Annotated in this window: 2 protein-coding genes and 1 pseudogene; 1 reads left to right on the top strand and 2 read right to left on the bottom strand. The window is 65.2% G+C overall.

The annotated features are described in order from the left end of the window. Window positions 1-196: 196 nt before the first annotated feature. Window positions 197-655 (bottom strand): MarR family winged helix-turn-helix transcriptional regulator, encoded by a 459-nt coding sequence (locus EN969_RS27730; protein ID WP_024504123.1) that lies wholly within the window; start codon window positions 653-655, stop codon window positions 197-199. 203 nt (window positions 656-858) lie between these two features. Between EN969_RS27730 and EN969_RS27725 the strand changes: the two genes are divergently transcribed. Beyond that, window positions 859-1,653 (top strand): SDR family oxidoreductase, encoded by a 795-nt coding sequence (locus EN969_RS27725; RefSeq protein WP_013530115.1) that lies wholly within the window; start codon window positions 859-861, stop codon window positions 1,651-1,653. A 252-nt stretch (window positions 1,654-1,905) separates the two neighbouring features. Here the strand turns inward: EN969_RS27725 and EN969_RS27720 are convergent. Continuing rightward, window positions 1,906-2,208 (bottom strand): annotated as a pseudogene (locus EN969_RS27720) (LysE family translocator); the annotation flags it as partial.

The following is a 2,208-nucleotide window of genomic DNA, read 5'->3' as shown; positions in this document are numbered from 1 at the left end:
CGCCTCGGCGCTCTATCTCGGCGTGGCGCTGGGTGCCGTGGTCGGTGGTGCCGTGCTGCGCTACGGCGCGCCGGCCGATCTCGGCCTGGTCGCCGCGATCTTCCCGATCGTCGGGCTTGGCGTCGTGGTCGCCGGCCGCTGGGCGGCTCGGCCTGTAGAAATGCCTGCCGAGTAGAGTCTTTGGCAAACGCTGGCCTTAGGGCGTGGCCGGCGGCAGATCAAAATCCAGCGCGGCGATCTCATCCAGAGCCGCGCGCAAATCTTCGGCCTTGTCCTTGCCGACGACATCCTCGAAACGCTGCTGGGCGATTTGCCACAGTTTCATCGCTTCCTCGATCTTGTCCAGGCCCTTTGGCGTCAGTCGTACACGCTTGACGCGGCGGTCCTCCGGGTCGGCGAAGGTCTCGACATAGCCGTCGCGGATCAGCGGTTTCAGCGTATGGCCGAGCGCCGACAGGTCCATGATCAGCGACGTGGCGATGGCGCCCATCGCCGGCTCATCGCCCATATGGATCTGGTAAAGCAGGCCCTGCTGCGTCGCCTTGAGGCCTGACGGCTCCACCACATCATCATAAAACTTGCCGAGCTTGCGCGCCGCGCGGCGCAGCGCGGCGTTGTTGCAGAGCGTGAGGCCGGGCAGGCTGTCCTTTGACATGATGGTCCCTGGCGCCGGCGAATGAGGCCCGGCTGCTCCCCTCAAATAATCCCCGCCCGTCTCATTGACAAGATAGTGGCATATGCCTACTTCACGATTAATGGTATATGCCACTATCTTGCGGCTTTCCGGCAGCGCGGCAGATGCCACGGTGCCGGGGGTCATTCGAAACGAACAAGATCAGTTGAAGAAGGAACAGGACAATGAGTGGACAGGGCAACAAGGGCACGGCGGTCGTCACCGGTGCTTCGTCGGGCATCGGCGCGGTCTATGCCGACCGGCTGGCCGGGCAGGGCTACGATCTGGTGCTGGTGGCGCGGCGCGCCGACCGGCTGGAGGAACTGGCCGGGAAGCTGCGCCAGACCTATAGCCGCAAGGTCGGCGTGATCAGCGCCGATCTTGCAAACGACGATGATGTGCGCCGCGTCGAGCAAGCTGTAACAGCCGACGAGAGCATCACACTGCTGGTCAACAATGCCGGCATCGGCGGCCAGGCCGTCGTGGCCACCGCCGATGTCGACGCGGCCGAGCGCATGATCAAGGTCAACACCATCGCCTTGACGCGTCTAACCCGCGCCGTGCTGCCGGGGCTTTTGGCACGCAACCGCGGCGGCATCGTCAACATCGCCTCGGTGCTCGCCTTCGACACCTCCTTCGGCGGCATCTACAGCGGCACCAAAGCTTATGTGGTCAACTTCACCGAAGCCCTGCACCGTGAGGTTGAGGGCACCAATGTGAAGGTGCAGGTGGTGCTGCCGGGCGCGACCCGGACCGATTTCTGGGAACTTGCCGGCACCGATATCGCCAACGTTCCGAAGGAGATCATCATGACCGCCGACGACATGGTCGATGCCGCACTTGTCGGCTTGGCCAAAGGCGAGGCGGTCACCGTGCCCGCGCTTGCCGATGCGGCCAAGCTCGACACATTCCTCGGCGCCCGGCAAGCCTTCTACGGCAGCCTGCACGCCGACAAGCCGGCGGCGCGTTACGGGGTTTGAAGTTTGAGAGGCTGGTTCGCTTTGCGAACCAGGACCCCCACCCCGCTGCTTCGCAGCGACTTGCCGGGGCGAGCCACGGGTCTCGCCCGTCCTTCGGACCCCCATAAGGGGGAAGGTTGGGGACGCGGCTTGTCCGCCCATGCGACAATGGTCTTGTGGGGTGCGAAAAGCTGGACTCCCCACCTCCCCCTTGTGGGGAGGTCGGACCGAAGGTCAGGGTGGGGGGCTGGCGCGGGTTTTGGCTTGAGCGCTTTACACCGACCGCCACATCGGAATGATCGAGGCGGCCAGTACCAGCGCCAACACGACGTTGAGCGCGCGCCATTGCCATTCGGTCTTGAGCAGCCGCGCCAGCACCATGCCGGCCACGCACCACAGTGACAGCGAGGCGGCGGCCGCGAGGCCGAAAGTGGCGCCGAGCAGCAGCGCGAGCTGCATCGGTCCGCTGGCCAATGCCGCGAACGACGCCGCGGCGCCCAGTCCCATCGCCCATCCCTTCGGGTTCATCCATTGAATGCCGGCGCCGCCGAGAAAGCTGTTCGGCCTGGCCATGCT

It is taken from the genome of Mesorhizobium sp. M7A.F.Ca.CA.003.01.2.1 (genome assembly GCF_003998945.1).
Classification (GTDB): domain Bacteria; phylum Pseudomonadota; class Alphaproteobacteria; order Rhizobiales; family Rhizobiaceae; genus Mesorhizobium; species Mesorhizobium ciceri.
Note: the sequence above shows the minus strand (reverse complement) of the source record. Positions and strands in the feature narration are given on the sequence as shown.

Coding starts and splice junctions, on each gene's coding strand:
- EN969_RS27730 (WP_024504123.1), bottom strand. CDS start 655: ATGTCAAAGGACAGCCTGCCCGGCCTCACGCTCTGCAACAACGCCGCG.
- EN969_RS27725 (WP_013530115.1), top strand. CDS start 859: ATGAGTGGACAGGGCAACAAGGGCACGGCGGTCGTCACCGGTGCTTCG.